This is a genomic window from Rhodococcus sp. K11/5, assembly GCF_055193735.1.
The window spans coordinates 2734123-2756981 of record NZ_CM143721.1; the positions used below are offsets into that span (position 1 = coordinate 2734123).

A 22859-nucleotide genomic window follows, 5' to 3' on the forward strand; every position below is an offset into this window, starting at 1 on the left:
GGTACCTCCTAGGAATTCCTGGGACGTACCTGACACTTCGGGCAACTGAAGGAGGATCGGTTCATGAACTTCTCGCGTCTGATGGCGGTGCCGCACCGGGGGCACGCACGTCCCTCCTGCCCGTAGGCGGCGAGCGATCGATCGAAGTAGCCGGACTGGCCGTTGACGTTCACGTAGAGGGCGTCGAAGGACGTACCGCCCTGGGCCAGCGCTTCGCCCATCACCGCGTGCGCGTTGTTCAGCAGTGTGCGCAGTTGTGGACGGGTCAACGCATCGGTCGACCGGTTGCCGTGGATCTTCGAGCGCCACAGGGACTCGTCTGCGTAGATGTTCCCCACTCCGGACACCACGGTCTGGTCGAGAAGCGCCCGCTTGATCTCGGTGTGCTTGCGCCGCAGCGTGTTCACGACGGCCTCGGCGTCGAAGTACGGGTCGATGGGATCCCGCGCGATGTGCGCGACCGACGTGGGTACCTGCGTGCCGTCCACCTCGACGAGTTCGGCGAGCGCCCACCCACCGAAGGTGCGCTGATCGACGAACCGGAGGTCGGATCCGGAATCCAACGTGGCCCGGATCCGGAGATGCTTCTCGTCGGGCGCGGATTCCGGTTGCACCAACATCTGACCGCTCATCCCCAGGTGCACCACGATCGCGATGCGCTCGGGTTCGGTCACCAGCCACAGGTACTTTCCGCGACGGTCCGCGGCCACGACGGTCGACCCGGCCAGGCGAGCCTCGAGATCGGCGTCGCCCTCGACGTGTCGTCGCGCCGCGCGGGGATGAAGAACCTCGACGCGATCGATACGACGTCCCACCACGTGAGTGGCCAGGCCCCGCCGCACCACCTCGACCTCGGGGAGTTCAGGCATCCGGGGCGTGCGTCGTCTCCGGGACCGGAGTCGCGACCACCGGCACACCCGCCGGCGGCTCGGCCGACAAGGTGGTCCACGCGGCGCTCGCCGCCCGCTGCTCGGCTTCCTTCTTGGACCGGCCGACACCGGAGCCGTAGGAGGCCCCCCCGACGATGACCGTCGCGGTGAACTCCTTGTCGTGATCGGGACCGGTCGCGCTGATCTCGTACGCCGGCACGCCGATGCCCCGTTCGGCCGTCAGTTCCTGCAGGCTGGTCTTCCAGTCGAGACCGGCGCCCAGTTTGGGGGCCCGCTCGAGCAGATCGGCGAACAACCGGATCACGACGCCTCGCGCGACATCGATTCCGTGCTGGATGTGGATGGCTCCGAGGAGCGACTCCATACCGTCGGCCAGGATGGACGGCTTTTCCCGCCCACCCGTCATCTCCTCGCCGCGGCCGAGCAGCAGATGCGCGCCCAGGCCGCCCTCGCCGAGTGTGCGTGCGACCTCGGCGAGCGCATGCATGTTGACCACGCTGGCTCGGATCTTCGCCAACTCCCCCTCGGACTTGCCGGGGTGCTGCGCGTACAGGTTCTCCGTCACGCACAGGCCCAACACGGAGTCGCCGAGGAACTCGAGGCGCTCGTTGGTGGGCAGACCTCCGTGCTCGTACGCGTACGAGCGGTGGGTCAGCGCGAGGGTGAGCAATTCGGCACCCAGTGACACACCGAGAGCGACGAGCAACGACTCGTGGTCGTTCTCGCCGCTCCGGTCGTGTTCAGGGGTGGCCGATGGGGATTCTGGATCGGTCACGGGTGATGCGATCAGACTGCTGCGCTGACCTGACGACCCTTGTAGGTGCCGCAATTGGGGCACACCGTGTGGGGCAGCGTCTTCTCGCCGCAGCCACGGTTGGGGCACGTGATCAGGGTGGGTGCAGTGGTCTTCCACTGGCTGCGTCGCGATCGGGTGTTGGACCGCGACATCTTGCGCTTCGGAACAGCCACTTCAACTTCTCCTAGTACTTGTTCGGTGCAAATGGAACGTGCGTGGTGCGACTGGTGGTGCCTCTACCGGGACGGATCCGACTCGCCGTCGAACTTCGATGCCAGTGCAGCCCAGCGAGGATCGAGTATCTCATGAGTGTGACCCGGTTCCGCAATCGAGAGCCGGATACCGCACTCCGAGCACAGACCCCGGCAGTCCTCGCTGCACAGCGGGCGCAGCGGAAGCGTGAGCCCCGCGACGTCGACGATCAGAGGCTCGAGGTCGATGGCGTCGTCCTCGACCCGGTACAGCTCGTCCTCGTCCGTCGTCTGCTCGGTGACGCTGTCCGGGTACGCGAACAACTCGGTCAGCCGAAGCTGGACGTGCGAGGTGAACGGCTCCAGGCAGCGTGAGCACTCGCCGGACGTGTCCGCGTCGACGGTGCCGCTGACCAGCACCCCCTCCGAGACCGACTCGAACCGCAGGTCCAGGTCGAGCGGAGTTCCCTCGGCCGCGGCGATCAGGTCGAGACCGATGCGCGACGGCGCCGGCACGGTCCGCTCGACCTGCATCATCGACCCCGGCCGACGCCCGAGGCGACGGGTGTCCACCACGAGACCCGACTGGGGACCCTGGTGCTGGCGGCGTGATGCGGGAGACAACGGACCGACCTTCCTGCGAGAGTGTTCGATACCCGGTTCGGGCAACCACTCCACGGTACGGCACCCGGCGACCCGGTCAAAATCATTCGTATCCGGGCATACCGCTTCCCGTGCGGAGCTGCTGACGTCCGCGTCCGACGGAGCGCAGCGTCGTTCCCAGCAGCTCTTCGAAGTCCGCGAGCTTGGAATCGACGTAGAGATCGCATTCGCTGCGGAGTCGATCCGATTCGGCATGGGCCGCGTCGATGACCCGAGCGGACTCGGCGTGCGCGGACTTCACCACCTCGGTCTGCGACACCAGGCGATCCTGCTCGGCGATTCCGTCGGCCACGGACCGTTCGTAGGATGCGGTGCCGTCGTCGACCAGGCGCTGCGCCTCGAGCCGAGCACGTTCGGTGACCGTCTCGTACTGGTTCTCCGCATCGGCCACGGTGGAATCGGCTCGGGCCTCGGCGTCGGCGACGAGGTTCTCCGCGTGAGCGGTCGCCTCGGCCACCATGCGGTCCGCGTGGGCCTTCGCGTCGGCCAGCAGACGATCGGCCTCGTCGCGCGCGTTCTCCACCGTGGACGTGGCCTCGGCGTTGGCCGAGGTGATCGTCTTCTCCGCCCCGGTGCGCGCGTCGGAGACCAGCTTGTCGCGGTGATCCAGAACGTCCTGTGCGTCGTCCAGCTCGCCGGGAATCGCATCCCGCACGTCGTCGAGCAGTTCGAGCACGTCGCCCCGAGGAACGACGCACCCCGCCGTCATCGGGACGCCGCGCGCCTCTTCGACAATGGCCACGAGCTCGTCGAGAGCCTCGAATACCCGATACACCGTGCTCGAACCCCACTTCGGAAAGACGTGACGGCCCTGGTCCGGGTCGCCGCTCCACAGTGTGCCCGCTGGTCACCGCCGGGGAAGGAACGCCGCGCGGTGTGTCGCGTCATCGCTTCAGGTGAACTCGTCCAGCCGGGCCAGCAAGCGAGGGTGGACCGCCGCGGGAACCATCGAGCGCACGTCGCCTCCGTACCGCGCGACCTCCTTGATCAGCGAGCTCGACAGGTGGCCGTGCACCGGGTCGGCGCCGACGAAGAAGGTGTCCACGCCGGTCAGCTCGCGATTCATCTGCGCCATCTGCAACTCGTAGTCCAGATCACCCGAGCCGCGGAGCCCCTTGACGATCGCGCCCAGTCCTTCCTGCCGGGCGAAGTCGACCAGCAGTCCCTGCCACGACGCCACCCGCACTCGCGGCAGGTGGGCGGTGGTGTCACGCAGCAGATCCATGCGCTCGTCGACGGAGAACAACCCGCGCTTGTTCGGATTGACCACGACGGTGACCACCACGTCGTCGAATTGCTCTGCGACGCGGGTGATCACGTCGAGATGGCCGTTGTGGATCGGGTCGAAGGAACCTGGACACAGTGCGCCGCTCATGGTGCGTGAAGATACTCGGCCAGGTCGACGCGTGCCTCGCCGTACTTCTTCGACCTGATCTCGCGGAAGTCGGGAGGCCAGGTGGTGGGCGCCGATCGGGACGAACGCTCGACCACCACGAGAGCATCGTCGGCCAACCATCGGTGATCCGCCAGCGCCGACAGCACGTCGGCCACCTCGGAGTCGGAGACCGAATACGGCGGGTCCGCCAGCACCAGGTCGTAGCGCCGATCCCCCGGAGCCGCGAGAACCGCCGCCACCGGGGCCGAGCGCACGACGGCGCCGGGCAGTCCGACCACCGCGACGTTCGCCGTGACCACGGCCGCCGCGCGTGCGTCCGATTCGACGAGCATCACGTGCTCGGCGCCCCGCGAGAGCGCCTCGAGCCCCAACGCGCCGGTTCCGGCGTACAGGTCGAGCACCGCGGCGCCCTCGAGGTCCATCCGGCTGTCGAGCGCACTGAACAGAGCCTCGCGCACCCGGTCCGCCGTCGGCCGAGTGCCCTTCGACGGGACCGTCAACGCTCGGCCGCCGGCGACCCCGGACACGATGCGGGTCACGACCGATCGGTCGTGTCACCGACCGCGATCACACAGATCAGGTCACCGCCCTCCACCTGCGCGACGTCGGAGATGGCGACTCTGCTGATGGTGCCCGCCCGCGGAGCGGTGACCGCGGCCTCCATCTTCATGGCCTCGATCGTCGCGATGGTCGCGCCCGCCTCGACGGCGTCGCCGTTCGACGCGACCATCGTGACGACCCCGGCGAAGGGCGCGGCGAGGTGCGACGGATCCGATCGATCCGCCTTCTCGGTGGCCGGGGCCTCCGCCGCGATGGACCGGTCGCGCACCGACACCGGCCGCAGCTGGCCGTTGAGGATGCACATCACGGTGCGCATTCCCGCCTCGTCGGGCTCGGAGATCGCCTCGAGTCCGATGAGCAGTTCGACGCCCCGATCGAGGCGCACACGGTGCTCGTCGCCCTGACGAAGACCGTAGAAGAACTGGTTCGCGGACAGTCCCGACGTGTCGCCGTACTTGTCCCGGTGCTCGGCCAGCTCCTTGGTGGGGCCGGGGAACAGCAACGCGTTCAATCGGTTCCGGCGTTCCTCCGACGTGCCGTCGAGAAGGGCTTCGTCCTGTGTCGTGAGCGTCGCCTCGGGTCGGCCCGGAGATCGACCGGCCAGCGCCGTGGTGCGGAACGGCTCGGGCCATCCGCCCGCCGGGGTGCCGAGGTCTCCGCGCAGGAAGCCGATCACGGAGTCCGGGATGTCGAACGTGCCGGGCTCGGCGGCGAACTCGTCCACCGAGACGCCGGCGCCGACGAGGTGCAGCGCGAGATCACCGACCACCTTGGACGACGGGGTGACCTTGATCAACCGGCCCAGCAGTCGATCGGCGTCCGCGTAGGCCTTCTCGACGTCCTCGAACCGGTCCCCGAGGCCCAGGGCGATCGCCTGTTGCCGGAGGTTGGACAGCTGACCGCCGGGGATCTCGTGCGTGTACACCCGACCGGTGGGTGAGGGCAGCCCGGATTCGAACGGCGCGTACACCTTTCGCAGCGCCTCCCAGTACGGCTCGAGGTCGCACACGTTCTGCAGGTTCAGTCCGGTGTCGCGTTCGGTGTGCGCAGCGGCCGCGACGATGGCCGACAGCGCGGGTTGCGAGGTGGTCCCCGCCATGGGCGAGCTCGCGCCGTCGACGGCGTCCGCGCCCGCCGTCCACGCGGCCAGATACGTGGCCAACTGACCACCCGGCGTGTCGTGGGTGTGCACATGCACCGGGAGGTCGAAGTTCTTGCGAAGCGCCGTCACCAGAGTCGTCGCGGCCGGCGCCCGCAACAGACCCGCCATGTCCTTGATCGCCAGCACGTGCGCACCCGCATCGACGATCTGCTCTGCCAGCTTCAGGTAGTAGTCCAGCGTGTACAGCGTTTCGCCGGGATCGGACAGGTCACCGGTGTAGGACATCGCGACCTCGGCGATCGTGGTCCCGGTCTCGCGGACGGCGTCGATCGCCGGCCGCATCTGATCGACGTTGTTGAGTGCGTCGAAGATCCGGAAGATATCGACACCCGTGGACGCGGCCTCCGCGACGAACGCGGTGGTGACGCGCTCGGGGTAGGGGGTGTACCCGACCGTGTTGCGCCCACGGAGCAGCATCTGCAGGTTGATGTTGGGTACCGCCTCGCGCAACGCGGCGAGCCGCTCCCACGGGTCCTCGTGCAGGAACCGCAACGCCACGTCGTAGGTCGCGCCGCCCCACGCCTCGATGGAGAGCAGTTCCGGGGTCAGACGTGCGACGTGGCTCGCCACGCCGAGCAGACCGGTGGTGCGTACCCGCGTGGCCAACAGCGACTGGTGGGCGTCGCGGAACGTGGTGTCGGTGACGGCCAACGCTTTCTGCTCGCGAAGGGCCTTCGCGAAACCGTCGGGTCCGAGCTCGAGAAGCCGCTGCCGGCTGCCGCTGGGCGGCGCCACCGTCAGGTCGATGTCCGGAAGCTTGTCGTGCGGGTAGACGGTGGCGACGCGTTCGCCGTGCGGCTTGTTGACGGTGACGTCGGCGAGGTAGCGCAGGATCTTGGTGCCACGGTCGCCCGACGCCCTCGCCGTGAGCAGGTCCGGACGGTCCTCGATGAACGAGGTGGTGACGTGTCCGGCCGTGAAATCGGGATCGTCGAGCAGTGCCTGCAGGAACGGAATGTTCGTCGATACCCCGCGAATCCTGAACTCCGCCAGGGCCCGTCGCGATCGTGCGACCGCCGCTTCGAAGGTTCGGCCCCGACAGGTGAGCTTGACCAACATGGAATCGAAGTACGCCGACACCTCGGCGCCGAGCGTGGTGCCACCGTCGAGTCTGATGCCCGCCCCGCCGGGTGTGCGGTAGGCGGTGATGCGGCCGGTGTCCGGGCGGAACCCGTTCGACGGGTCCTCGGTGGTGATGCGGCACTGCAGGGCGAAGCCCCGAATACGCATGTCCTCCTGGCGGAGCCCGAGGTCCTCGAGCGACTCGCCCGACGCGATACGCAGCTGGGACTGCACCAGGTCGACGTCGGTGATCTCCTCGGTGACGGTGTGCTCCACCTGGATTCGCGGATTCATCTCGATGAAGACGTGATTGCCGTCGCGGTCCACCAGGAACTCGACCGTTCCGGCGCAGGAGTAACCGATCTGCTTCGCGAAGGCGACCGCGTCCGCGCAGATCTTCTCTCGCAGAGCCGGATCCAGGTTCGGGGCGGGAGCGAGCTCGACCACCTTCTGGTGTCGGCGCTGCACACTGCAGTCCCGCTCGAACAGGTGGATCACGTTGCCGTGGGTATCCGCCAGGATCTGCACCTCGATGTGGCGGGGTTCGACGACCGCCTGCTCGAGGAACACCGTCGCGTCGCCGAACGCCGACTCGGCTTCGCGCGCCGCCGCCTCGATCGCGTCCCTCAACCCGTCGATCTCCGCGACCCGCCGCATGCCGCGGCCGCCGCCTCCCGCCACCGCCTTGACGAACACCGGAAAGGTCATCGTCTCGGCCGCCGTCATGAGCGCGTCGACGTCGGTGGACGGTTCCGACGACGCCAGGACCGGCAGACCGGCCTTCTTGGCGGCCGCGATGGCCCGAGCCTTGTTCCCCGTCAGTTGCAGGACGTCCGCGGAGGGACCGACGAACGTGATCCCCGAGGCGGCGCACGCCGCGGCCAGATCGGGGTTCTCGGACAGGAACCCGTACCCCGGGTAGATCGCGTCGGCTCCGGCCCGTTTCGCGGCGTCGACGATGGTCTCGACGGTCAGGTAGTTGCGGACCGGATGCCCCGGCTCACCGATCTCGTAGGCCTCGTCGGCCTTGGTGCGGTGCACGGAATTGCGATCCTCGAACGGAAACACCGCCACGGTGGACGCGCCCAGCTCGTACGCGGCACGGAACGCACGGATCGCGATCTCGCCTCGATTGGCCACCAACACTTTGGAAAACATCGAAACCCTTCGTTTGCGGCGTGCGGAAGCGAGCCCGGGCCGGGCGCATCGCCCGAACGGACCACCTCGTGATCATGAGAGATCGTGGTGCGGGGATCGTAGCGTCGATCGTGGACCGCATGTTCGGAGTCCGCGTCTGCACAGTGGACTTCTCGTCCACCTGTGCCCGAACACGGCCCCTCGGGCCGGTCGGCCCACTCACGCCTTGTCGAGGAAATCCACCCGGTCGGCGTCGACCGCGGAGCGCATCATGGCCGCCAGACCGGGATAGCCGGCGAGCTCGGGATCCTCGGCGACCACCGCCCGTGCGAACAACTGCGCCGCGGTGATGATGTCGAGGTGGTCGACGAGCGAGAGCAGTCGTAGCGTCGTGGTGGTTCCGGACTGGGCCGCACCCAGGATGTCGCCCTCGCGGCGCTGGCGGAGATCGAGCTGCGCGAGTTCGAACCCGTCCGTGGTCGCGGCCACCGATTCGAGCCGTGCATAGGTCGGCGAACCCGGACCGAGTTCGGTCAGAAGGATGCACAGACCCTGGTGTCCCCCGCGACCGATCCGGCCGCGCAGCTGGTGGAGTTGACTGACCCCGAACCGGTCGGCGTCGACTATCACCATGACCGTCGCGTTCGGAACGTCCACGCCCACCTCGACGACCGTGGTGCACACCAGCACGTCGATCTCGCGGTCGTTGAAGTCCGCCATGACGGCGTCCTTCTCCTCGGTGGGCAGGCGGCCGTGGAGCAGGCCGATACGCAACGAGGCGAGCGGTCCGGTCCGGAGCGCGTCGTACACCTCGGTCACCGATGCCGTGTCCGGCACCTTGTCCGGATCCTTGGGATTCTCGTCCCCGATACGCGAACACACCACATACGCCTGGCGTCCGGACGCCACCTCCTCCGCGATGCGCTGCCAGGCGCGATCGACCCACGCCGGCTTCGCGCCCGCCGGCACCACCGACGTCTTGATCGGCGCACGCCCCCTCGGGAGTTCACGCAGCGTGGACGTCTCGAGGTCGCCGAGGGTGGTCATGGCGATGGTGCGCGGGATCGGGGTGGCGGTCATGACCAACAGGTGAGGGCTGATCCCGGCCTTGGCCTTGGCCCGCAACGCGTCTCGTTGTTCGACGCCGAATCGGTGCTGTTCGTCGACGACCACCATGCCGAGGTCGAAGAACTCCACCGCGTCCTGGATCAGGGCGTGCGTTCCGACCACGATTCCGGCGTCGCCGGTCACCGCGGCGAGCAGGGCGGTGCGCTTGGCCGCGGTGGACATCGAACCGGTCAGCAGGACCACGCGCGTCGCATGCTCCGGGGCCCCCAACTCACCGGCCGTGGCGAGCGGGCCGAGCTGGGCGGTCAGGGACCGGTAATGCTGTCCCGCAAGCACTTCCGTGGGCGCGAGGAGGGCGCACTGGAACCCGGCGTCCACCACCTGAAGCATGGCCCGCAACGCCACGATCGTCTTTCCCGATCCCACTTCGCCCTGCAGCAGCCGACTCATCGGACGCGCCTGAGACAGGTCCGCGGAGATCTCGGCCGCCACCTCGTTCTGGCCGTCGGTCAGCTCGAACGGTAGTTGCGTGTCGAAGGTCGCCGCGACCCCCGTCGGCGCCGGTGGGCACGGTGGCGCGTGGCGCACCGATACCGAGTGCCGACGTTCGGCGAGTACGAGTTGCAGGGCGACCGCCTCGTCGAACCGGAGTCGATAGCGCGCGTTGTCGATGTCCGTGTCGGTCTGGGGAAGATGCACCGCGCGCAACGCGTCGTCGAGGCTCATCAGACCGTGCTCGGCGCGCACCGTGTCCGGCAGGGGATCCTGCACGGGGTCGAGCGACGCGAGCACCTGGCGCGTGCAGCGCAGGAACGTCCAGCTCTCCACCTCGCGGGTGGCGTTGTACATCGGCAGATACGGCAGCGAGAGCATCGACATGTCGACGGCACCGGAATCGTCGGTGGCTCCCCGCGCCATCCCGGCCAACTGTCCGCCGCCGTGAACGTCCGTGGCGACCAGATCGGTCTCGTCGTCGTCGAGCATGAGGTACCCGGGATGCGACAACGACCAGGTGTTGCGGAAGTACTTCACGGTCCCGGAGAACATCGCGCGGGATCCGACCTTGATGTTGAAGCGCACCTTGTTGCCGTTGAAGAAGGTCGCGGACACGTTCTGCCCGTCGCACAGGAGAACCACCTTCAGCATGCTCCCGCGGCGTTGCTTCATCGGCACCAGATCCGCCTTCGAGACCGTGCCCACCACCGTGATGTGTTCGCCGTCCTCCGGATCCTTCCGGCTCAACCCCTGTCCCTGCGTCACGTACCGGAACGGGTAGTGCCGCAGCAGGTCCTCCACGGTGTGGAGTCCGAACGACGTGTCGAGAGCCCGCGCCGTCGGTCCACCGAGCACCGAGTCCAGTCTGTCGCCGAGTGCAGTCACGTTCGAAATGGTCCCACCACCGGAGCGCGGACCCGACGTGCCGCACCGCACCCGTGCACCGGTTTGGTCAATCGGTGGCCCAACCGCTATTCTTGGGCGGTTGCGTTCGACGCATCTGCACCACTTTTGCCCCACCACCGGGCGGTCGCACCTCGATCGTGTCGGTTACACCTCGAATACCAAGGAGTTCGCGACTATGGCTGCCGTCTGTGACGTATGCGCCAAGGGACCCGGCTTCGGTAAGTCGGTCTCGCACTCGCACCGTCGTACCAACCGTCGCTGGAACCCCAACATCCAGACCGTCCGCGCGCAGGTCGCGCCGGGCAACACCCGCCGCCTGAACGTGTGCACCTCGTGCATCAAGGCCGGCAAGGTTGTTCGGGGCTGACACCCGACGACACGAGTACGGCGAACCCCGGCACCGAGTGTGCCGGGGTTTTTCGCGCTCCGGGAGCGGTTAGGGTCGACGGATGACCGACAACGACGCCGGACCGACATCGGAGCCCGACCGCACCCCCGCTCCCGCCGAGGAGTCCACCGTGCACATCGAGGACGGCGTGCTCCACGTCCACGTCTCCTCGGCCGAGCACGGATCGTCGTTGAACGGCGCGGCCATGGCCGACGGGACCAGGGCACTGAGCGATCTCGACCCCGACGTGGGCGCAGTTCTGCTCGTCGGCGCGGTGCCCAACTTCTGCGCGGGCGGCAACGTGCACGCATTCGCGGCCGCCGAGAACCGAGGCGAGTACGTCCGTGAGGTCGCGGAGCAGTTCCACGCCTTCGTTCTCGCGTTGAACGCCGTGACCGTTCCCGTCGTCGCCGGTGTCCAGGGCTGGGCGGCCGGGGCCGGAATGTCCCTCGTCCTGCACACGGACATCGCCATCGGCGGCCGGTCGACGAAGTTCCGACCCGCCTACTCCGCTCTGGGATTCACCCCCGACGGCGGCATGACGCACACCCTTCCCCGCGTCGTCGGTGATCGTCGCGCTCGCGACATCCTGCTCAGCGACGCCGTCATCGGCAGCGACGAAGCGTTCCGCCTGGGCCTGTTGACCCGGCTCGTCGGTGACGACGTCATCGCGTCCGAAGCCGGACGACTGGCCCGTTCGCTCGCCGCGGGACCGTCCGAGACCTACTGCCGAACCAAGTCGCTGGTCGCCTCGGCCGACACCCGAACGCTCGCCGAACAACTGGCGGCGGAAACCGACGCCATCTCCACGATGGCCGGTTCTCCGATCGGCATCGAGGGAGTCGACGCGTTCGTCGAGAAGCGACGCCCGGACTTCAAGTCCGCCGCCGAGCGATAGATCAGGGCAGTCGCCAGTCCACCGGAGGCTCGCCGAGCTCGGCCAGATGCCGATTCACGGTGCTGAAGGGTTTCGACCCGAAGAACCCACGCGAGGCCGACAACGGTGACGGGTGAACGGACTCGACCGTTCGGGCCGATCCGAGCATCGGTTTCGCCGTCGCCGCGTCGCGTCCCCACAGGACGGCGACCAGCGGGCGGTCCCGCTCGGCCAGGGCGGTCAGCGCACGCGCGGTCACGTCCTCCCACCCGCGCCGCCGGTGCGACGCCGGCTTGCCCGGCGTCACGGTCAGAACGCGGTTGAGCAGCAGGACGCCGCGATCGGCCCACGGAGAGAGATCACCGGTGGTCGGGGTGGGGAATCCGAGATCGTCGGAGTACTCGGTGAAGATGTTCGCGAGGCTGCGCGGCACCGGGCGGACATCGGACGCCACCGAGAAGCTCAGGCCCACGGCGTGTCCCGGCGTGGGGTACGGATCCTGGCCGACGATGACCACCCGCACGTCCTCGAACGGGCGGGAGAACGCACGCAGGACGTCCGCTCCCGCCGGCAGATAGCCACGGCCCGAAGCATTCTCGGCGCGGAGGAACTCCCCCATCTCCCTGATGCGGTCGGCCACCGGCGCGAGGACCCGCGCCCACGAGGGGTCCTCGACTCCCGGCGCGGCGTCGGCCATCAGGACAGCTTCCGCAGAGCGTCGCGGTAGTACGCGGCGTTGGCCGCGTACATCTGCACGTTCACCGCCACGTGCCCCTCCGGCACCACGTACCCCTCGCGGATTCGCGCCGGGACTCCGAGCGCCATGCTGCGCTCCGGGATCTCGACGTCGAACGCGACCACCGCTCCCGCACCGACGATGGCCCCCGCGCCGATCTTCGCTCCGTTGAGGACCACCGAGCCCGACGCGATCAGGCAGTCGTCTCCGATCGTGGCCCCCTCCACGTGTGCGTTGTGACCCACGACGCACCCGGCGCCGATGACGGTGGGGTGGATCGGTGTGCAGTGGACGACGGTGCCGTCCTGGATGTTGCTGTTCTCGCCGATCGTGATGGTTCCGTAGTCCCCGCGCAGCACCGCTCCGGGCCATACCGACACCCCGGCCGCGAGAGACACCGATCCGATCACCACCGCGTCGGGATGCACGTAGGCGGTGGGGTCGATCTCCGGTTCGCGGTCGCCGAGGGCGTAGACGGTCATGTGCGAAGCTTCTCACTCCGCGCGCCGCCACGATCATCCGGCGTCGGCGGTCAGGTCCTTCACCATGCAGACGGACAGATCCTCGTTGCGGTAGACCCCGAATTTGGGGACCAGCGGACGATAACCCTGTGCGGTGTAGAGCCCGATGGCCTCGGGTTGACGCAACCCGCTCTCGAGCACCATGCGCTGCCGGCCCGCTTCGGCCGCAATCTGCTCGAGCCGATCCAGCAGGGCCCGAGCGACACCGCGGCCACGGGAATCCGGGCGGACGTACATCCGCTTGATCTCGGCGTCGCCGGGTCGCAGGCCGACTGCGGCGGGGCCCTCGTGGTGCGTCCGCCATCCGCCCATCCCGACGGCCGTCCCGCCGCGGGACGCGAGCAGCATCACGCCCGTCGGGAGCTCGAATTCCTCGGTGGCGAGCGGGGTGTCGTCCGGGGACCCGTACCGACGCACGTACTCCTGCTGGACCTCGTCGATCATGGCCAGCACGTCCACGTGGTCGAGTCGGGTCCGTTCGATCGTCAGAAGCTCGTCCACCCGGCGATCCCCTCTCGAACGGTTCCGTCCACCAGGACGTCGCCGTGGCCGGCGCTCACCGACCCCACGATGTGCCACCCCGAGGGAACCGAGTCCCGAGCCGGAAAAGTCGCGAGCAACGCATGGTCCTCGCCGCCGCCGAGCACCCAGTCCCGAGCATCGACGCCCAGTCGGCGAGCCGCGTCGACCATCACGGGGTCCGCGTTCAGCCGATCGGAGTCGAGGTCGATGCGTACGCCCGACGCCGCCGCCAGATGACCGCATTCCGCCACCAACCCGTCCGAGACGTCGCACATCGCGGTCGCTCCGGCGATCGCGGCACGAGGCCCGGCGTCGTAGTCGGGCTGCGGAACACGGTGCGCCGCCAGCAGTTCGGGGAATTCCCACACCCCGGCGGACAGAAGCGCGAGGCCCGCCGCCGAGCGACCCGTCGGAGCGCTCAGCGCCACCACGTCGCCCGGAACGGCTCCCGATCGCAGCACCGGGGAACGGCCGTCGCACTCGCCGAGCGCCGTGATCGACAACACCACGGTGTCGCCTCCGGTCACGTCTCCCCCGACGATGGCGGCGCCCGCGCGGCCGGCCTCCTCCCAGAGACCGTCGGTGAGCTCGTCGACCCGCGACACCGCGGTGTCCGCCGGCCACGAGATCGCGACCACGAAGCCGGTACAGCGCGCCCCCATGGCCGCGACGTCCGCGCCGTTCTGCGCGACAGCTTTGCGACCGACGTCTCTCGGCGACGACCAGTCCCACCGAAAGTGCCTGTCCTGCACCAGCATGTCGGTGGTGACCACGATGCGGCCGTCGGGTACCCGGAGAACGGCGGCGTCGTCTCCCGGGCCCACCACGGTGGACTGCGGGAATACTCGTCCCGCCAGCGAGCGAGCGATGAGGGCGAACTCCCCCAGGTCCGCGACCGTCGGCTCCTCGGCGCCGGGCCGCGCCGGTCGCGGCGCGGAGAACTCGTCGGTCATCGGCACAGCATCTCACTCGGACCGGGCCCCGTCGTCGCTGCGGTACCGTGCGAAGGACCGACCCACGAGAACCCCACGAGGACGGACCTGCACGTGCACGACACCTCGGCCGACGACGCCGCGAATCCCGAACGCCGCCCCGACGACGTCGAACGCACCGGACTTCACCCGGCCGTACTCGCCACGGTGATCGCGCTTCCCGTCGCCCTGACGGTCGGCGTGGTGGTCGCGGCGGTGATGGCGAGCCGAACGCCGGTGCTCGAGCCCGTGGCGCTGGGGACGGTTCCGGCGCCCGCGGCGGAGAGTGCCGATTGTGGCCGACTGTTGTCCATTTTGCCGAACGATCTCGACGATTTCGCGCGGGCGCCCCTCGTCGACCCCGCCCCTGCGGGGGCTGCGGCATGGCAGGCCGAGGCGGTCGAGCCGGTGGTGCTGCGCTGTGGCCTCGATCGTCCGGTGGAGTTCGACCAGGCAGCGCGGTTGGACGTGGTGAACGGGGTGCAGTGGTTCCAGGTGGACGGCGCCGAACAAGGACTCGAGGCAAGCACCTGGTACGCGGTCGACCGTACGGTGTACATCGCGCTCACCGTGCCCGACGGCGTGGGACCGACGCCGCTGCAAGCGATCTCGGATGCCATCGTCGAAACGCTGCCGGAGACCGCGTTGGATCCGGCGCCGATCAACTAGCCGTTGTGCCGCGGGCGGGACCGGAGGGTCAGCGCAGGCCGGTCCCCCGCGCCAGCGCCGTGTCCACCAGCGTGCCCACGAGCTCGGCGTAGTCCATCCCGCTCGCTCCCCACATCCGCGGGTACATCGAGATCGCGGTGAATCCCGGCATCGTGTTGATCTCGTTGATGATCGGGCCGTCCTCGGTCACGAAGAAGTCGACGCGGGCCAGTCCCTGGCAGTCGAGAGCCGCGAAGGCCCGAGTCGCGATGTCGCGCACGGTCTCGGCGACCGCGTCCGGAAGTGCGGCCGGAATGTCGAACTCGCACACGTCGTCGAGGTACTTGCTGTCGAAGTCGTAGAACGCCCCGCTCTCCTCGGTGGCGTCCGGCATTCTGATCTCGGCGAGCAGCGACGCGCGGACGGTTCCGTCGGGCAGCTCGAGAACTCCGCACTCGACCTCGCGTCCCACGATCCCCGCCTCGACGACCACCTTCGGATCGTGTTCGCGCGCAACAGAAACGGCACCGTCGAGCTGGTCCCAGGAGGTGATGCGGGTGATGCCGATCGACGATCCGCCGCGGGCCGGTTTGACGAAGGCGGGCAACCCGATCTGCTCACGCTCGGCGTCGGTGAGTGTCGCGCGATCACGGCGGAGGACCACCTGGTGGCCGATCGGCAGACCGGCCGCGGCCAGAAGCTTCTTGGTGAACTCCTTGTCCATCGCCGAGGCGCTCGCGAGGACGCCGGGACCCACGTAGGGGATGCCCGCGACCTCGAACAGTCCCTGTACGGTGCCGTCCTCCCCGTAGGCACCGTGGAGCACCGGGAACACCACGTCCACATCGGCCCAGGAATCGGGTGTGACGGCCCCGGTCCGGTCCGTCGACAGCTCGTCCGCGGCGTGCTCGGAGGTCATCCGGCCGGACCGGACCGGGTCGACGCCGAGCGCCACCGAGGTCCGGGGCGCAACGGACGGCAGTTCACGATCGACGATCGCGAGCTCCGACAGGTCCGAGGCGCCCTCGACCCACGTCCCGTCCCGGGTGATACCGACGGGGACCACCTCGAACCGGGTGGGATCGAGATGGCGCATGACGCTGGCGGCGGACAGGCACGAGACCGAGTGTTCGTTGCTGCGTCCGCCGTAGAGGACGGCGACCTTGATGCGCGTGTTCACGCCGATGACCGTACCGGCGACGGGTCCCGACGTCCGATCTGGCCCGAACGCGGATCACTCGGGCTTGTGACGGCGCCCCAGAAGACCGTGGACGGCGTCCGGCACGGAGAGGCCCTCGTGGCACACCCGGTGAACGGCGTCGGTGAGGGGCATCTCCACGTCGTAGCTCTCGGCGAGAGATCGGATCGAGGAGCAGGACTTGACGCCCTCGGCGACCTGGCCGTGGGCGGCCTCCTGCGCACTGTCCATCGAACCACCGGAGCCCAGGCGTTCGCCGAAGGACCGGTTGCGCGACAGCGGCGACGAGCAGGTCGCCACCAGATCGCCGACCCCCGCGAGACCGGCCAGAGTCGCCGGATTCGCACCGAGCGCCACCCCGAGCCGAGTGATCTCCGCGAGACCGCGAGTGATGATGCTGGCCACGGAGTTCTCGCCGAAGCCGATCCCGGCGGCCATTCCGCACGCCAGGGCGATGACGTTCTTGCAGGCTCCGCCGATCTCGCAGCCGATGACGTCGGAGTTGGTGTACGGGCGGAAGTAGCTCGTCGCGCACGCCTTCTGCAGCGCGATCGCGCGATTGGAGTCGGGACAGGCGATCACGGTGGCCGTGGGCTGCTCGGCTGCGATCTCCTTGGCCAGGTTGGGCCCCGAGAGTGTCCCGACGCGGCTGGGATCGGCACCGGTCACCTGGCAGACGACCTGACTCATCCGCATCAACGTCCCGGTCTCGATGCCCTTGGCCAACGAGAGCATCGTCACGTCCGGCCCGATGAGCGACTTCCACGCCTCGAGGTTGGCCCGCAGCGACTGCGACGGCACCGCCAGAATGACGGTGCACGCACCGTCGAGTGCCTCGGCCGCGTCGTGGGTGGCGCGTATCGCGGTCGGCAACGGGACCCCGGGGAGATAGTCGACGTTCTCGTGGTCGACGTCGATGGACTTCGCCAGCTCCTCCCGACGGGCCCACATGGTCACCTCGGTTCCCGCGTCGGCCAGGACCTTCGCGTAGGCGGTCCCCCACGATCCGGAACCGAGCACTGCTGCCTTGACCATGGTTCGAGCCTCCCCAACGAATTCCCGCCGACACGAGCCTTTCGCCGTCACCCTAGCCGCCGTCACCCCCTCGGCCCGGAGAACTGGCAGGATCGTTCCTCGTGACCCCCGGTACCGACTCTCGCCCGAGCCGTGGCGTGCACGTCGTTCTCGCGGTCAAGACCCTCGAGGACGCGAAGACGCGCCTGGCCGGGCTGTTCCCTGCCCGCGCCCGTACCGATCTGGTGCTCGCGATGCTGCACGACACGCTCACCGCGGCATCGGCGGCGGAGCCGGTCACAGGATGGTCCGTGGTCACTCCGGACGCCCGAGTGGCGGAGTTCGTGTCCGCGCTCGGGGGGCGCGTGGTCTCGGAGCCGCGACTCGATCACGACGCGACCGCGGAGGATCGCCTCAACCGGGCCCTGTCGAGCGCCGACGAGTTGGTACGCCGCACGTCCGGCTCCGACGTCCTGGCGCTGCAGGCCGACCTTCCCGCGCTGTCCGCCCGCGAAGTCGAGCAGGCGTACGCGTCCGCGGCTCCCGACGACCGATCCGTGGTGGTCGATCACACCGGTACGGGCACCTCCGCCCTCATCGCCCGAGGACGTCCGCGACGACTCGAACCGCGGTTCGGCGCCGATTCCGCGTTGCGGCACATCGATTCCGGCGCAAAGCCGTTGAGCGGAAACTGGCCCGGTCTCCGCCTGGACGTCGACACCGAGGACGACCTTCGATCGGCACTCGACCTCGGTGTGGGCGACCACACGGCCCGAGTGCTGAACGATCTCGGTTTCACCCCTCGCGCCTCGCCGCGCGCGCGTCGCTGAACCCGCGCACGCGGCCCACCGGGATTTCACCTCCTCGAGTGCTCCTTTCGTCGCGGCGTGGGGGATGATCGAGGCGTGAACAACGACGCGATCGACACCACGGCCGACGGTCGGGCCGACACTCCCTCCGGTGACGAGCGGAGAGTGTCGATACCCATGGCACCGCCGGCGGCGACCTCCGACATCACCGTTCCGGTCGACCTGTTGCCCGAGGACCGCTACCTCAACCGCGAACTGAGCTGGCTGGACTTCAATTCACGCGTGCTCGCTCTCGCCGAGGACTCCTCGCTCCCCCTGCTCGAACGGACCAAGTTCCTCGCCATCTTCGCGAGCAACCTCGACGAGTTCTACATGGTTCGCGTCGCCGGCCTGAAGCGTCGCGACGAGACCGGCCTGTCCGTGCGATCCGCGGACGGACTCTCCCCCCGCGAGCAGTTGTCGTTGATCGCCCAGCGCACCCAGGAGATCGCCGACCGACACGCGCGGCTGTTCCTCGACACCATCCTGCCCGAGTTGGCGGACGAGGGTGTCTCGATCATCCGGTGGCACCAGATCACCGACGACGAACGCGCGCGGTTGACGACCTACTTCATCGAGCAGGTCTTCCCCGTTCTGACCCCACTCGCGGTCGATCCGGCTCACCCGTTCCCCTACATCAGCGGTCTGAGCCTCAATCTTGCTGTGACGGTGAAGGACTCGACCACCGGCGGTGAGCACTTCGCCCGCGTCAAGGTTCCCGACAACGTGGATCGCTTCGTCTCCCTCAAGCGCGGCGACGCCCCGTCGATCCCCGCGTTCCTCGCGATGGAGGAACTGATCGCGGCGCATCTGGACGTGCTGTTCCCCGGCCTGCAGATCGTCGAGCACCACGCCTTCCGCATCACCCGGAACGCGGACTTCGAGGTCGAGGAAGATCGCGACGAGGACCTCCTGCAGGCCCTCGAGCGCGAACTTGCTCGCCGCCGGTTCGGCTCGCCGGTGCGCCTCGAGGTCGCCGACGACATGACCGAGCACATGCTCGATCTTCTGCTGCGCGAGCTCGACGTCGATCCGGGTGACGTGATCCAGGTGCCGGGGCTGCTGGACCTGTCCTGCCTCATGCAGGTCTACGGCGTCGACCGTCCCCAGCTCAAGGACGCCCCGTTCGTGCCCGCGACCCACCCCGCGTTCGGAGAGCGAGAGACCCCGAAGTCGATCTTCTCCACGCTGCGCGACGGTGACGTGCTCCTCCACCACCCCTACGACTCGTTCTCCACGAGCGTGCAGCGATTCATCGAGCAGGCTGCGGCCGATCCCCACGTGCTCGCGATCAAGCAGACGCTGTACCGCACCTCGGGTGACTCACCGATCGTGAACGCGTTGATCGCCGCCGCCGAGGCCGGCAAGCAGGTGGTCACGCTGGTGGAGATCAAGGCACGGTTCGACGAGCAGGCCAACATCGCGTGGGCCCGCAAGTTGGAGCAGGCCGGTGTCCACGTGGTCTACGGACTGGTCGGACTCAAGACCCACTGCAAGACCTGTCTCGTGGTGCGCCGCGAAGGGTCGACCATTCGGCGTTACTGCCACATCGGTACCGGCAACTACAACCCGAAAACGGCACGGCTGTACGAGGATCTCGGTCTCATCACCGCGGCGCCCGAGATCGGAGCCGACCTGACGGACCTGTTCAACTCGCTCACGGGGTACTCGCGCAAGGAGCACTATCGCAATCTGTTGGTGGCGCCGTTCGGTGTCCGCGCCGGCATCATCGAGCGGATCGAGGCCGAGGTCGAAGCGAAACGGTCCGGTGCCGATGCCCGAATCCGCTTGAAGGCCAACGCATTGGTCGACGAGCAGGTGATCGACGCGCTCTACTGGGCGTCGAGCGAGGGCGTCCCCGTCGAGGTGGTGGTGCGGGGTATCTGCGCACTCAAGCCCGGCGTCCCCGGGTTGAGCGAGAACATCGAGGTTCGTTCGATCCTGGGCCGCTTCCTGGAACACTCCCGGGTGCTGCACCTGAAGGCGACCGACCAGTTCTGGATCGGCAGCGCGGACATGATGCACCGCAACCTCGACCGGCGCGTCGAGGTCATGGTCCAGGTCAAGGACCCCAAGCTGACCGAACAGATCGACTCGGTTCTCGACTCGGCGATGGGCGAGACCACCCGGTGCTGGATCCTGCGGTCCGACGGCGCCTGGGTCGCATCCCCCGCGGGTGGGGAAACGGTTCGCGAGCATCAGGTCTCGTTGATGCGGCAGCGACGCTACGCCGGGTCCTGACGTGGCGAGCTCGGTGAAGAAGAAGGCCTCGTCGCCGATCGGTCCGATCCTCGCGGCGGGCGCGGTGCTCTGGCGCGGCCACGACGGCGAACCACCGTCCATCGCGATCGTGCACCGACCGCGCTACGACGATTGGTCGCTTCCCAAGGGGAAGGTGGAACCGCACGAGATCGCCGCGGTCGCCGCGGTGCGCGAGGTACACGAGGAAACCGGGTACCGCTGCGTGCTCGGTCGCAGCCTGGGGTCCGTCGAGTACGCGTTGCCGCCGCGCGGAAAGCGATCGAAGAAACCCGGGCCGGAGAAGCGCGTGGACTACTGGTCCGCCGAGGTGCGAGACGGCGAGTTCGCGGCCAACGACGAGGTCGACGACATCCGCTGGCTCGGCGTCGACGAGGCGCGCGAACTGTTGACGTACGAGCAGGACCGCACGGTCCTGGATCGCTTCCTCCAGGCCCCGCATCGGACTCGGACGACGGTACTGGTTCGGCATGCCCGAGCCGGGGGCAAGGCGCGGTACCGCGGTGACGACGCCGAGCGCCCGCTCGACAGCGTCGGCGTCAGGCAGGCCGCCGCGCTGGTCCCGCTGCTCGACGCGTTCGGCGGCACGCACGCCTTCAGCGCCGAACGCGTGCGGTGCACCCAGACGATCGAACCGTGGGCGACCGCGAACTCGATCGACATCGAGTCGGAGAAGTCCCTCACCGAGGAGCCCTACGCACTCGATCCGGAGGCGGGACGCCGGCGGGCCCGCGAGATCGCGGCGACAACGCCGGGGGTGCCCGTGATCTGCAGTCAGGGCCAGGTCATTCCGTATCTGATGAGCTGGTGGGCCGACGTGGACGGTGTCTCGCTCGAACGCACCCGGTCCCGGAAAGCGAGTGTGTGGGTTCTGAGTCTTCACGACGGGGTCCTGGTGGCGGCCGACTACACCGATTCGCCGCTGCCGAGGGATATCTGAGCCTCGGCAGGACCAGCGGTCCGACCGACCCCACCACGACGACGACACCCCACGCCGCAGTTCGCAGCGTGGGGTGTCGCACGTCGAGGTCGTTCGGTACGCGGAGAGCTCGAAAGTTACTTGCGCGCAGTACGTTTTGCGGGGGCCTTCTTGGCAGGAGCCTTGGTCGCCGCCTTCTTGGCCGGAGTCTTCTTGGCGGGAGCCTTTGCGGCAGTGGTCTTCTTCGCTGCGGTCTTGGCGGGAGCCTTGGCCGCGGTCTTCTTCGCTGCGGTCTTGGCGGGAGCCTTGGCGGCCGTGGTCTTCTTCGCTGCCGTCTTGGCGGGAGCCTTGGCCGCGGTCTTCTTCGCTGCGGTCTTGGCGGGAGCCTTGGCCGCGGTCTTCTTCGCTGCCGTCTTGGCAGGAGCCTTTGCCGCCGTGGTCTTCTTCGCCGCGGACTTGGCGGGGGCCTTCGCGGCGGTCTTCTTGGCGGCCGCCTTCTTGGCCGGGGCGGCCGAGGAACCACGCTTGACGGCCGGGCCGGTGGCGGCGAGCTTCTGGCCGCCGGAGATCACGGCCTTGAACTGAGCGCCGGGACGGAACGCGGGAACCGACGTCGGCTTCACCTTGACGGTCTCACCGGTGCGGGGGTTGCGGGCGACGCGCGCCGCGCGGCGGCGCTGCTCGAAGACTCCGAATCCGGTGATGGTCACGGACTCTCCGCGGTGGACGGCGCGCACGATGATGTCGACCATGTTCTCGACGGCCTCCGTCGCGCTTCGACGGTCGGCACCGGTCTTCTCGGTGAGGGCGTCGATCAGTTCTGCCTTGTTCATTCGTGATTCCTCCGCATACCTGAATGGGCCCCTCGTAGGACCGACTGCCTACCACGGTAAACCCGAAATGCGCAGTAGTCCACGAGGCTCGCCACATCGGCACCTCTCGCGTAAAGCACAAGGGCGCAATGAGTGTCGCGCGGCGGGAGGCAGAACCCGCTCGGCGGAGGGATCAGTTGTCGACGGAGACCGTTGTCGGCTTCCATTCCGGACGTGACGTCTCGTACTCCGAAATTGCCTCTACCTGGCGCAACGTGAGCGCGATGTCGTCGAGCCCCTCCATCAGACGCCAGCGGGTGTAGTCGTCAATATCGAAGCGCACCACCAGAGTTCCGGCGCTGACGGTCTTCGTTTCGAGATCGACGGTCAATTCGGTTCCGGGGTGTTCGTCGAGCAATTTCCACAACAACTCGACGTCGGATTGTTCGACGACGGCGGCGAGCAGCCCTGCCTTTCCCGCGTTTCCGCGGAAGATGTCACCGAATCGAGACGCGATGACGACGCGAAATCCGAAGTCGTTCAGGGCCCACACGGCATGTTCGCGGGACGAGCCGGTACCGAAATCGGGGCCCGCCACCAGAACCGAGCCGGCGTCGAACGGGGCGACGTTGAGGACGAACCCCGGGTCCTGTCGCCAGCCGGCGAACAGCCCGTCCTCGAAACCCGTACGCGTGACACGCTTCAAGTAGACGGCGGGGATGATCTGGTCGGTGTCGACGTTGCTGCGTCGCAGCGGTACGCCGATGCCCGTGTGTGTGGTGAACGATTCCATGTCGTAACTCCTGACGAGAGGTGATC

23 protein-coding genes are annotated in these 22859 nt (G+C 68.3%); 6 read left to right on the top strand and 17 right to left on the bottom strand.

What is annotated here, in order from left to right; translation table 11 throughout:
• Positions 1 to 8: 8 nt before the first annotated feature.
• The 9 genes from mutM to recG all read right to left on the bottom strand — a co-directional run bounded on the left by mutM (position 9) and on the right by recG (position 10306).
• Positions 9 to 869, bottom strand: coding sequence for a bifunctional DNA-formamidopyrimidine glycosylase/DNA-(apurinic or apyrimidinic site) lyase (gene mutM / locus ACY466_RS12890; RefSeq protein WP_463245766.1), 861 nt, complete (start codon positions 867 to 869; stop codon positions 9 to 11).
• Positions 862 to 1665, bottom strand: coding sequence for a ribonuclease III (gene rnc / locus ACY466_RS12895; protein WP_463245767.1), 804 nt, complete (start codon positions 1663 to 1665; stop codon positions 862 to 864). Before rnc ends, mutM begins: the two co-directional genes overlap by 8 nt.
• 11 nt (positions 1666 to 1676) lie before the next feature.
• Positions 1677 to 1859 carry a 50S ribosomal protein L32 gene (rpmF, locus tag ACY466_RS12900; RefSeq protein WP_463245768.1) on the bottom strand — a complete coding sequence of 61 codons (183 nt, stop codon included), beginning with the start codon at positions 1857 to 1859 and terminating at the stop codon, positions 1677 to 1679.
• A gap of 63 nt (positions 1860 to 1922) precedes the next feature.
• Entirely contained in the window at positions 1923 to 2453 is a 531-nt protein-coding gene (locus tag ACY466_RS12905; protein WP_463252277.1) for a YceD family protein, read from the bottom strand.
• 130 nt (positions 2454 to 2583) lie between these two features.
• The gene (locus tag ACY466_RS12910) at positions 2584 to 3315 is read right to left on the bottom strand and encodes a DivIVA domain-containing protein (RefSeq protein WP_463245769.1); all 732 of its coding nucleotides are present in this window, start codon (positions 3313 to 3315) and stop codon (positions 2584 to 2586) included.
• 117 nt (positions 3316 to 3432) lie between these two features.
• Complete coding sequence (coaD, locus tag ACY466_RS12915; protein WP_463245770.1) at positions 3433 to 3915, bottom strand: pantetheine-phosphate adenylyltransferase; 483 nt, start codon at positions 3913 to 3915, stop codon at positions 3433 to 3435.
• The gene (gene rsmD, locus ACY466_RS12920) at positions 3912 to 4475 is read right to left on the bottom strand and encodes a 16S rRNA (guanine(966)-N(2))-methyltransferase RsmD (protein WP_463245771.1); all 564 of its coding nucleotides are present in this window, start codon (positions 4473 to 4475) and stop codon (positions 3912 to 3914) included. The genes coaD and rsmD overlap by 4 nt, the downstream gene beginning before the upstream one ends.
• Entirely contained in the window at positions 4472 to 7879 is a 3408-nt protein-coding gene (locus ACY466_RS12925) for a pyruvate carboxylase (RefSeq protein WP_463245772.1), read from the bottom strand. Before ACY466_RS12925 ends, rsmD begins: the two co-directional genes overlap by 4 nt.
• A gap of 198 nt (positions 7880 to 8077) precedes the next feature.
• Complete coding sequence (recG, locus tag ACY466_RS12930; RefSeq protein ID WP_463245773.1) at positions 8078 to 10306, bottom strand: ATP-dependent DNA helicase RecG; 2229 nt, start codon at positions 10304 to 10306, stop codon at positions 8078 to 8080.
• A gap of 196 nt (positions 10307 to 10502) precedes the next feature.
• Here recG and rpmB point away from each other — a divergent pair, with 196 nt between their 5' ends.
• Both rpmB and ACY466_RS12940 read left to right on the top strand, forming a co-directional pair.
• Positions 10503 to 10694 carry a 50S ribosomal protein L28 gene (rpmB, locus tag ACY466_RS12935; protein WP_463245774.1) on the top strand — a complete coding sequence of 64 codons (192 nt, stop codon included), beginning with the start codon at positions 10503 to 10505 and terminating at the stop codon, positions 10692 to 10694.
• Positions 10695 to 10776: 82 nt separating this feature from the next.
• Entirely contained in the window at positions 10777 to 11613 is an 837-nt protein-coding gene (locus ACY466_RS12940) for an enoyl-CoA hydratase/isomerase family protein (protein WP_463245775.1), read from the top strand.
• A gap of 1 nt (position 11614) precedes the next feature.
• Here the strand turns inward: ACY466_RS12940 and ACY466_RS12945 are convergent, their stop codons facing one another.
• Genes ACY466_RS12945 through ACY466_RS12960 form a run of 4 tightly spaced genes read right to left on the bottom strand, consistent with a single transcriptional unit; the run spans position 11615 to position 14324 of the window.
• Positions 11615 to 12289 carry a uracil-DNA glycosylase gene (locus ACY466_RS12945; RefSeq protein WP_463245776.1) on the bottom strand — a complete coding sequence of 225 codons (675 nt, stop codon included), beginning with the start codon at positions 12287 to 12289 and terminating at the stop codon, positions 11615 to 11617.
• Positions 12289 to 12810 carry a gamma carbonic anhydrase family protein gene (locus ACY466_RS12950; RefSeq protein ID WP_463245777.1) on the bottom strand — a complete coding sequence of 174 codons (522 nt, stop codon included), beginning with the start codon at positions 12808 to 12810 and terminating at the stop codon, positions 12289 to 12291. Before ACY466_RS12950 ends, ACY466_RS12945 begins: the two co-directional genes overlap by 1 nt.
• 33 nt (positions 12811 to 12843) lie before the next feature.
• A complete protein-coding gene (locus ACY466_RS12955; protein ID WP_463245778.1) occupies positions 12844 to 13350 on the bottom strand; it encodes a GNAT family N-acetyltransferase in 507 nt (168 codons plus the stop codon).
• Positions 13335 to 14324: a thiamine-phosphate kinase gene (locus ACY466_RS12960; protein WP_463245779.1), complete on the bottom strand. Its 990-nt coding sequence runs from the start codon at positions 14322 to 14324 to the stop codon at positions 13335 to 13337. The genes ACY466_RS12955 and ACY466_RS12960 overlap by 16 nt, the downstream gene beginning before the upstream one ends.
• A gap of 93 nt (positions 14325 to 14417) precedes the next feature.
• On the opposite strand from ACY466_RS12960, the gene ACY466_RS12965 reads away from it, so the two are divergent.
• Entirely contained in the window at positions 14418 to 15011 is a 594-nt protein-coding gene (locus ACY466_RS12965) for a DUF3515 domain-containing protein (RefSeq protein WP_463245780.1), read from the top strand.
• Between the two features lie 28 nt (positions 15012 to 15039).
• On the opposite strand, the gene ACY466_RS12970 is transcribed toward ACY466_RS12965, so the two are convergent.
• Together ACY466_RS12970 and ACY466_RS12975 are read right to left on the bottom strand one after the other, a co-directional pair.
• Complete coding sequence (locus tag ACY466_RS12970; protein ID WP_463245781.1) at positions 15040 to 16170, bottom strand: D-alanine--D-alanine ligase family protein; 1131 nt, start codon at positions 16168 to 16170, stop codon at positions 15040 to 15042.
• A 54-nt stretch (positions 16171 to 16224) separates the two neighbouring features.
• Positions 16225 to 17223, bottom strand: coding sequence for an NAD(P)H-dependent glycerol-3-phosphate dehydrogenase (locus ACY466_RS12975; RefSeq protein ID WP_463245782.1), 999 nt, complete (start codon positions 17221 to 17223; stop codon positions 16225 to 16227).
• A gap of 101 nt (positions 17224 to 17324) precedes the next feature.
• On the opposite strand from ACY466_RS12975, the gene cofC reads away from it, so the two are divergent.
• From cofC to ACY466_RS12990, 3 genes are all read left to right on the top strand, one after another.
• Entirely contained in the window at positions 17325 to 18032 is a 708-nt protein-coding gene (cofC, locus tag ACY466_RS12980) for a 2-phospho-L-lactate guanylyltransferase (protein ID WP_463245783.1), read from the top strand.
• Between the two features lie 156 nt (positions 18033 to 18188).
• The gene (locus ACY466_RS12985) at positions 18189 to 20291 is read left to right on the top strand and encodes an RNA degradosome polyphosphate kinase (RefSeq protein WP_463252278.1); all 2103 of its coding nucleotides are present in this window, start codon (positions 18189 to 18191) and stop codon (positions 20289 to 20291) included.
• Between the two features lies 1 nt (position 20292).
• The gene (locus ACY466_RS12990) at positions 20293 to 21249 is read left to right on the top strand and encodes an NUDIX domain-containing protein (protein WP_463245784.1); all 957 of its coding nucleotides are present in this window, start codon (positions 20293 to 20295) and stop codon (positions 21247 to 21249) included.
• A 116-nt stretch (positions 21250 to 21365) separates the two neighbouring features.
• On the opposite strand, the gene ACY466_RS12995 is transcribed toward ACY466_RS12990, so the two are convergent.
• Both ACY466_RS12995 and leuD read right to left on the bottom strand, forming a co-directional pair.
• Complete coding sequence (locus ACY466_RS12995; protein ID WP_463245785.1) at positions 21366 to 22061, bottom strand: HU family DNA-binding protein; 696 nt, start codon at positions 22059 to 22061, stop codon at positions 21366 to 21368.
• A 172-nt stretch (positions 22062 to 22233) separates the two neighbouring features.
• Positions 22234 to 22833, bottom strand: coding sequence for a 3-isopropylmalate dehydratase small subunit (gene leuD / locus ACY466_RS13000; protein ID WP_463245786.1), 600 nt, complete (start codon positions 22831 to 22833; stop codon positions 22234 to 22236).
• Positions 22834 to 22859: the final 26 nt, after the last annotated feature.